The organism is Arthrobacter sp. AB6, assembly GCF_031844545.1.
Lineage (GTDB): Bacteria > Actinomycetota > Actinomycetes > Actinomycetales > Micrococcaceae > Arthrobacter.
Genome location: NZ_JAUZVL010000018.1, coordinates 76,187 through 83,793, shown reverse-complemented (window position 1 = coordinate 83,793; position 7,607 = coordinate 76,187). Strand labels below are relative to the sequence as shown.

7 protein-coding genes are annotated in these 7,607 nt (G+C 57.3%); 5 read left to right on the top strand and 2 right to left on the bottom strand.

The window, feature by feature from the left end; translation table 11 throughout:
- Positions 1-150: 150 nt before the first annotated feature.
- Positions 151-918 (bottom strand): FCD domain-containing protein, encoded by a 768-nt coding sequence (locus tag Q9R30_RS14260; RefSeq protein ID WP_311217972.1) that lies wholly within the window; start codon positions 916-918, stop codon positions 151-153.
- 185 nt (positions 919-1,103) lie between these two features.
- On the opposite strand from Q9R30_RS14260, the gene Q9R30_RS14255 reads away from it, so the two are divergent.
- The 5 genes from Q9R30_RS14255 to Q9R30_RS14235 all read left to right on the top strand — a co-directional run bounded on the left by Q9R30_RS14255 (position 1,104) and on the right by Q9R30_RS14235 (position 5,909).
- Entirely contained in the window at positions 1,104-1,988 is an 885-nt protein-coding gene (locus tag Q9R30_RS14255) for an ABC transporter substrate-binding protein (RefSeq protein WP_311217971.1), read from the top strand.
- 6 nt (positions 1,989-1,994) lie between these two features.
- The gene (locus Q9R30_RS14250; RefSeq protein WP_311217970.1) at positions 1,995-2,876 is read left to right on the top strand and encodes an amino acid ABC transporter permease; all 882 of its coding nucleotides are present in this window, start codon (positions 1,995-1,997) and stop codon (positions 2,874-2,876) included.
- 11 nt (positions 2,877-2,887) lie between these two features.
- Positions 2,888-3,664 carry an amino acid ABC transporter ATP-binding protein gene (locus Q9R30_RS14245; RefSeq protein ID WP_311217973.1) on the top strand — a complete coding sequence of 259 codons (777 nt, stop codon included), beginning with the start codon at positions 2,888-2,890 and terminating at the stop codon, positions 3,662-3,664.
- Between the two features lie 35 nt (positions 3,665-3,699).
- Positions 3,700-4,659 carry an arginase family protein gene (locus Q9R30_RS14240; protein WP_311217969.1) on the top strand — a complete coding sequence of 320 codons (960 nt, stop codon included), beginning with the start codon at positions 3,700-3,702 and terminating at the stop codon, positions 4,657-4,659.
- A 611-nt stretch (positions 4,660-5,270) separates the two neighbouring features.
- Positions 5,271-5,909 (top strand): AmiS/UreI family transporter, encoded by a 639-nt coding sequence (locus tag Q9R30_RS14235; RefSeq protein ID WP_311217968.1) that lies wholly within the window; start codon positions 5,271-5,273, stop codon positions 5,907-5,909.
- A 217-nt stretch (positions 5,910-6,126) separates the two neighbouring features.
- On the opposite strand, the gene Q9R30_RS14230 is transcribed toward Q9R30_RS14235, so the two are convergent.
- Entirely contained in the window at positions 6,127-7,605 is a 1,479-nt protein-coding gene (locus Q9R30_RS14230; RefSeq protein WP_311217967.1) for a PucR family transcriptional regulator, read from the bottom strand.
- Positions 7,606-7,607: the final 2 nt, after the last annotated feature.

Below are 7,607 nucleotides of genomic sequence, written 5' to 3'. Positions count from 1 at the left end.
CTTCCTCGATCGACGCCTTCACTAAGCGACTGGCTGGTGCCCTCTGGCATTGACACCGCTCAGGGCAACGAACAGGGGTTCTCTGTTGGTATGAGGCGCAGGTCGTACCCGTCTCGAACAACCAACAGAAAGTCGACAACCAATGGGAGTTCAGGCCATGACGGTGAGCAGGCGGGCTAGGATTGCATCCCCTCCGTTGTTTGAAAACGAGCTCACCCGCAGCGTCACCTGTTCAAGGTGATCCTGCATTAGTTTCGCGGCTAGTTCACTGTTTCCTTCGGCGATTGCGTCAACAACTGCGGAGTGGTCGTCCACGTCGCGAGTATGGTCCCCGTGGCTTTCCATGATGACGTCCAGCGCGGCTTCTACAGGTTCAAAGGACTTGCTGAGCACTACTCCGAGCATGACTTTGAGCAACGGATTCATTGCGAGTGACGCCACTGTTCGATGGAATTCCAGCGCCGCTTGCCAGGGGGCCATCGATTTATTGGGCACTTTGGCGGCATGCCGTCTTATCAGGGATCGCAGCCGGGCGACGTCTTCTTCCGTGGCTGTCCCTGCTGCTTCGCGTGCCGCCTCGGGTTCGACCGCACGTCTTGCTTTGAGGAGATTGAGAACGTCATGGGTGGTCTTGACAGCGGTGGTTGCACGCAGTAGTTCCTGCCACTCCCCTGCCGTTGCGACGTCAGCCGCATATGCCTCTCCAGCCGGCGTAAGCACCCGACCCTTAGTTCCAACTGAGACGGTTAGGCCCAGTTCGTCTAGGTCCCGCAACTGACGGCTGATCGTTGATTCTGAAAGATCGAGGCCCTGATCCAGAAGTTCCCGTCGGGCCACCCGTGTACCCACAGGCCCGGTTGATTCCCGGATAACCAACAGCAACTTCAGAGCCGGTTCTACTAACGGCGACTTAACCATCCCCAAACAATACAGACGTCTGTCACTATTGACAAGCCTCGCCCAAGGAGCCGACACTGTCTATCAGGAACCAATTGTGTTCCGCGTTACATCCACCTTCGCGGTCCGGCTAATAACGGCGGACGGGCAAGGCACCAAAGATTTGGACATCACAGCTGCAACCTTTCTGATGAACAGGACGCTAAATGAGCAAGAAATTCATGAAGACCGCCAACCTAGCCAAATGGCTACCAGCGCTGGCTGTTGCAAGCGCACTCCTACTTACGGGCTGTGGCTCTGGGAACACGACCGAAGCGACCGCGGTTCAGGAGAAGTTGCCTGCTGAGGTGGTTTCTTCCGGTACGTTGCGGGTCGGAACGTCTCAATTGATGGGGCTACCCTGGTCATCAAAGGACGCCAGTGGGAATGCCCAAGGACTTGACCCGTCCCTAGCGGCAGCAATAGCCGATGATTTCGGCTTGAAGGTTGAGGTCGTCAATCTTGGCTGGGACAGCCTTATACCGAGCCTGCAGGCCGGCCGCGTAGACATCATAATGTCCGGGATGCTTGACACGCCGCAGCGGCAGCAGGCCGTGGATTTCGTGGATTACGTGAAGGCAGGCTCCGGAATGCTGGTATTGGCAGGTTCGCAAGCCAACATCTCAACGCTCGCTGATGCGTGTGGGATCACCACGGGGGCGCTCAAGGGCTCAGCTGAACAGGTGTCAGCGGAGGCACAGTCCAAGGAGTGCGTCGCTGCGGGAAAGCAGCCCATCGATCTTCAACTATTTCCTGACGTAAGTTCGATAACCGCGGCACTGGACAGCGGGCGCATCGAGCTCGTCCTAAATGACCCTGGCGTTTTGGGATACCTCGTCAAACAGAACCCGGACAAGTACAAGACCGTCGGAACCATTTTCAATGCCGGGCTTGTCGGCATCGCAGTCCCCAAAGACAGCTCGCTGGGGCCGGCAATTCAAGAGGTCCTTGAAAAGTTCATGCAAGACGGAAGCTACCGCAAGGTGCTTACTGAATACGGCTTCGATGACCAGACGATGCTTGAAAAGGCAACACTCAACGGCGGAAAGTAGCCGGACGTGACACAAACTATCTCCCAAGTGCCTGGTGCTGAACAGAAGCTTCTGAAACGGCGGCGTCCACTAGTTTGGCTTGCAACGGTTGCTGTTGCCGCCGTCGTTGTGCCAGTCCTATTCTCGATGTTCACGAACGAGAGATTCCGCTGGGGCGTCGTGATCTCCTACCTGTTTGATCCTGACATCCTCGCAGGCCTGGGTAGGACCCTTTTGCTCACGGCCGTAAGCATGAGCATCGCAGTGGTACTGGGCATAGTGCTGGCGGTCATGGCGGGTGCTAATAACCTCCTGCTGAACTCGATCTCCAAAGCTTACATATGGATCTTCCGAGGAACCCCGGTCCTGGTCCAGATTCTTGTGTGGTTCAACCTCGCCGCTCTGTACCCAACGCTGGTGCTCGGGCTTCCCTTTGGCGCAACCTTGGGCAAATGGTCCACGAACGACCTCATCACGCCATTCTCGGCGGCCATCCTCGGCTTGGCTCTGAATGAGGCGGCCTACATGGCGGAAATTGTCCGTGCCGGACTCACGTCGGTCGACCGAGGGCAACATGAAGCCGCGCAGGCGCTCGGCATGCACAAGTCACTCTTGTTCCGGAAGATCGCACTGCCCCAAGCAATGAGGATCATCGTTCCGCCGACGGGCAACGAGACGATCAACATGTTAAAGAACTCAGCACTCGTTAGCGTGATCGCCCTGCCGGAATTGCTGTACTCAGCCCAGATCATTGCCTCGCAGAACTTCCAGGTAATCCCATTGCTGCTGGTAGCAACAATCTGGTATCTGGTCATCACATCAATTCTGACCCTGATCCAGAGCAGACTCGAAAAGAAGTTCGCCGTAAGAACACACACGAACACTGCTCGGAAGGTCCCTGTCCAGTGAACAGCACCACCATGAACAGCACCCCCGCCATCCGCATAAGCGCACTGCGAAAGTCGTTCCATAGCACTGAAGTTCTAAGCGGCATCGACCTGGAAGTAGCTCAGGGAGAGGTTGTATGCATCCTTGGTCCATCAGGCTCAGGCAAAAGCACCTTACTCCGATGCATCAACCACCTCGAGAAGCCCTCAGGGGGCCGCATCGAAGTTGACGGAGAACTATTCGCGTACAGACAAGAGACCCACGGGCTTCGTGAGCTGACAGACAAGCAAATCTGTGAACGGCGAAAAGAGGTTGGAATGGTTTTCCAGCGCTTCAACCTCTTCCCCCATCTGACCGTCGAGGAAAACATCTGCCTCTCACCGATCAAGGTACTCGGAATCTCCGCAACCACGGCCAAGGCTGACGCAATCCGGTTGCTGAAGCGCGTAGGGCTGGAAAAGAAAAGCCACTACTACCCCGAACAGCTCTCAGGTGGTCAGCAGCAACGAGTGGCTATCGCCCGCGCCCTTGCAATGCGCCCAAAAGTCATGCTCTTCGATGAACCAACTTCTGCACTCGACCCTGAATTGGTAGGCGAAGTGCTTGCTGTCATGAAAGATCTTGCTGACGAGGGCAACATGTCCATGGTCATTGTGACCCACGAGATGCAGTTCGCGAAGGAAGTTGCCGACCGCGTCATCTTCATCGATGGCGGCGTGATCGTAGAACAAGGAGCACCGGACGAGGTGCTGGTAAACCCCCGCGAAGATCGAACCAAATCGTTCCTTTCCCGTGTCCTCAAGAACTGACTCAAACCGACAACAGTCCGACCGAAAGGCCAGCCATGAAACTCCAACTAGACCAGATCATCCCAGACAAAACATTCCTCAACGCACCGTTCGAACAGGACCCGAGCAAGGTCGACACACCCTATGCCTTCATCGGTATCCCCTACGGTCCGCCCTATCACTTCACTGACCTCACCGCATGCGCCTTGGGCCCGACCGAGGTGCGGTGGGAATCACATCGCCAAAACTACGCTCTGAACTGGTCCCATTACGACTTCGACTACGGCGACGCCCTGTTCCCTGATGGACTGCCAACCGTAACCGACTGCGGAGACCTCCAAGGCGACGTCCGTGATCCCGACGCCATCTGGGAACAAGGAACGGATCACATTCGCAAACTAGTCCAAAAAGGAACGGTACCGCTTGTCGTAGGAGGCTTCGATTCAATTCCGCCCATTATCGCAGGGGCATTCGAGTCCGAGGTCATCAACATCCTCCACGTTGACTCACACCTGGACTTCCGCCACGAGCGCTACGGAGTCACCCGCGGGTACTCCAGCCCCATCCGCCGTATCCGTGAGTTCCCTTGGGTGCAGGACATCGTTCAAGTAGGACTACGCGGAGCGGGCAGCGCCAGACCTGAGGACGTCGCAGATGCCCTCGAGTCAGGCAACAAACTGTTCACTGCCTGGGACATACACAACAGGGGACCCGAAGCCATCTTGGATGCACTTAGCGCGAAAGGACGCTGGGTCATCACTATTGACTGTGACGGCCTTGACACATCCATTGCTCCAGCGATCGGGGCGAGGGAACCAGGCGGCCTGACATTCCACGAAATCCGAACACTCGTGGCCGGCCTTGCAAACCAAAACAAGGTCGCCGCGCTGGTGTTCACCGAGTATCAGACGGCGAAAGACATACAGGCAATTACTGCGCACACCATAACTCGCCTTATGTTGAATGTGATTGGAGCGCAACGGTCACCAAAGCCCGAAGTCGCCTTCGTGGCATAGAGTTGCCTGCCCGTTGAGGCCCTCACCCCGGGAGGGAGGAGCGCTTGCGTATCAAACAGCGGCGATAAGCGCAGTCGAGACGACATGCCCAAACCCACTCCGGGGCAGCAATCATGGCGGAAGTAATGTGGGCGAGATCCTGTAGTCGCAACGCCGTAACACCGCCTACTTGTCAAGCCAAGCAATGCAACTGCGGCCTTTGGTCACCCCTCAGAGGAGACCAGAGGCTGCTTTTGATTGGGACGGACTGCTGTATTTCCAAAATGAACCGTAATGGCCATCTCCTCTGGCGCCTTTTGGTCGTTTTGTCATCCTAAGCAAGCGATTTGCGTCTATGAGACTGACACTTCTGCGCTTCATACTAGGAGGACAGGCCGACGGATGCCGGGTGTATAACTAAGCTCTGTACTCGGAGTTCCTGGTTGTCCCTACCTTGAAGGTCGAGCGGCACCCTCGCTCGGCAACCACCAACTGAACACCGGCTTCGCCTATCCGGCTCTGAACCAGCAAGAAGTGCAGGTCGGCGCATGACTTGCTGCCGCCGTGTACGCCTTTCCCATGCCCTAGATGTAGCTTCGGGACAGGTCGACAAACCGAAGGGACATTATTAGATGGAAACCGCAGGCCTCCTGCTTGTCGGCGCTGTACTCTTTGTCAACGGGGTGGTCTTCCTACGCCACGCCGAGCCTCGAAATGCAGCTGTGATCAACATCTTTGTTGGCCTAGTGCAAACGGTCATTCCGTTCCACCTTCTGGTAACCGCCCACGGGTCTGATGATCTGCTTGAAGCGACACCCTTGTTCCTATTTGGCCTTACCTATCTGTGGACGGGCATCACGAACCTCACCCGAAATGATGGAACGGCCCTTGGCTGGTTCTGCATATGGGTTGCCGCCATAACCGTCGTCTTTTCTGCCGTAGCCCTTTTTCACTTCAACGACCCTAAGCAGGCCGTTATCTGGCTCAACTGGGGTGTCCTCTGGGGGCTCTTCTGGAGCGTTCTGGCCTGTGGCCGGACCGGTCATCGCCTGGCAACTGGCGGAGCAGCAATTGTGATGTCCGTCTGGACATGTACCGTTCCCGCCATCCTTACGATGATTGGCCTTTGGGATGACCTGCCAGTGTGGCCGGTTATCGTAGCGACCGCAATAACTCCATTCGCTATTCGCGCCCTCTCCAAGTGTGCCGCCTCCTTGACCCAGAAACCCCAAGTAGCCACGCAGCCTCTGCAGGCACGTCACTACCTGTAACCATCGGAGGGTGGCCCTGACCGATGTCCCGGCAGAAGACGTGACAACTTACGGTGACAGGTCTCCAAGCCGCCTAAGCAATGACGACTAAGCGTTCCTGCCTAAGACTTGCCCCGGTCGCGACCTATCCTCCGGGAGGCGGCCGGTAGCTTTCTCCGTAGAGGCCAGGAAGGCATCCGGTGACCTCGCTTCCAGAGGCGTTCTCTGCTCGGACTGCCTAGTCCCTCAGCGCCAACCACAAGACGGATCTGTCATCCGGGGATGCGAGGCTGAATCCTGCGCGTCTCTCGGCCCGCTGCAGGCGCGTACGCAGGGTTTGACGGTGGATACCCAGGTCTGACGCTGCGGCCTCGAGGCTGCCGTTGTGCGCGAGGAAGCGGGTAACGGCCTCCAATGTTTCCGGATCGAGTTGGGTCCGGATTTGCTGGGTGAACGCTGAAAATTCGGTTCTCGTTTCTGCACCGAACATCGAAACCAGTCTGTCCTGGCTACCCAGCATGGCGTATTCCATGACGCCGCTTCCCGACGTCTTGGCCCGATGGGCAGCGGTCGTGGCGTTCCAGACACCGGCCTCAACATCTCCGGTACGCACGTCACGACAGACACCCAAAGTAGCAGAGGGAGTTACTTGGTGCAGACGCGCCCATGGAATGGCGTCGGCCGATTCTGTGGCCAGCGGCTGAGCGAAGATCAGCAGTTCATCCAATTGCGTGGACACGGACGTGTATCTCTCCGCGTAGGCTGCAACATGCTGTTCCAGTGCCAGTCGTTCCGAATGCGAGAGCGGGTTCGTTGCTAATAACAAGGCGACGTCAATCGATGCATCAGCAGGGAACTCGTATAGATCCAGCAGCCCACCATAGCCGTGCGTTTGCGCGATCAAGGTCCGGGCCTTTCTCTCCGCCACACTGACCTGGGTTCTCTGGGAAGCGGAAAGAGCTAGAAGGGACGCCGCCGTGGAGATAAAAATGCGCTCCAGAGGATCAAACCGTTTTGCCCGTCCCATGACCAAGAGACGAGGCGAGGGCCCCTCTCCCAACGGAATGAGCATCGCTTCCACCCCCGGAACTGCCACCGTTGACGCCGACAGTGGCGAAAGACCCACCCGTCCTGGCATTGCATCCAAAATAGCCGACATGCCAGCAGGGGCCTGGACCGTCTCCTTGATGACCCGCCCGCGGGCGTCCAGAATTCCTGCCCAGCCATGGAGCTGTCCAGCGAGCCGATCCAGAATGTCCGACTCGCCGACCCCTTTCAACAGCGAAGCGGCCAGGTCAGCCTGTCCAGCAAGGGTGGTTTCAAAATCCCTCGCTCGTTCCTCCGCCAGCCGCGCAGCAACAAATTCAGAGAGTGCAATGTACGGGGTTTCAAAAGGGACTTCCAGCAGCGGCAGGCCTGCCGCCGCTGCAGCAGTGCGCCACGCCGCGGGCACCTCTTTACCCGGCCAACCGGTTCCGTAGCCGACAGCGGCCACACCGCTTTTCTTCAGTGAATCAAAGTAGCCGACCAGTGTTGACTCCTCACGCCCATAGAGATTGGTCGTAATGAGCATCTCGCCACCGAGCAGCCACGGGGTAGGGTCATCGACCTCCGAGACATGAACCCACCTGACAACATTAGCCAGAGCCTTATGTCCTGCGACGCAACGAAGCGACAGTCCTTTCTGGTTTAGCAAATCAGCAACGGTGACGGCCATCC

Excerpts from the sequence above, each read along its gene's own strand:
- Q9R30_RS14245 (WP_311217973.1), top strand. The coding sequence starts at position 2,888 with ATGAACAGCACCCCCGCCATCCGCATAAGCGCACTGCGAAAGTCGTTC.
- Q9R30_RS14235 (WP_311217968.1), top strand. The coding sequence starts at position 5,271 with ATGGAAACCGCAGGCCTCCTGCTTGTCGGCGCTGTACTCTTTGTCAAC.
- Q9R30_RS14240 (WP_311217969.1), top strand. The coding sequence starts at position 3,700 with ATGAAACTCCAACTAGACCAGATCATCCCAGACAAAACATTCCTCAAC.
- Q9R30_RS14230 (WP_311217967.1), bottom strand. The coding sequence starts at position 7,605 with ATGGCCGTCACCGTTGCTGATTTGCTAAACCAGAAAGGACTGTCGCTT.
- Q9R30_RS14255 (WP_311217971.1), top strand. The coding sequence starts at position 1,104 with ATGAGCAAGAAATTCATGAAGACCGCCAACCTAGCCAAATGGCTACCA.
- Q9R30_RS14260 (WP_311217972.1), bottom strand. The coding sequence starts at position 918 with ATGGTTAAGTCGCCGTTAGTAGAACCGGCTCTGAAGTTGCTGTTGGTT.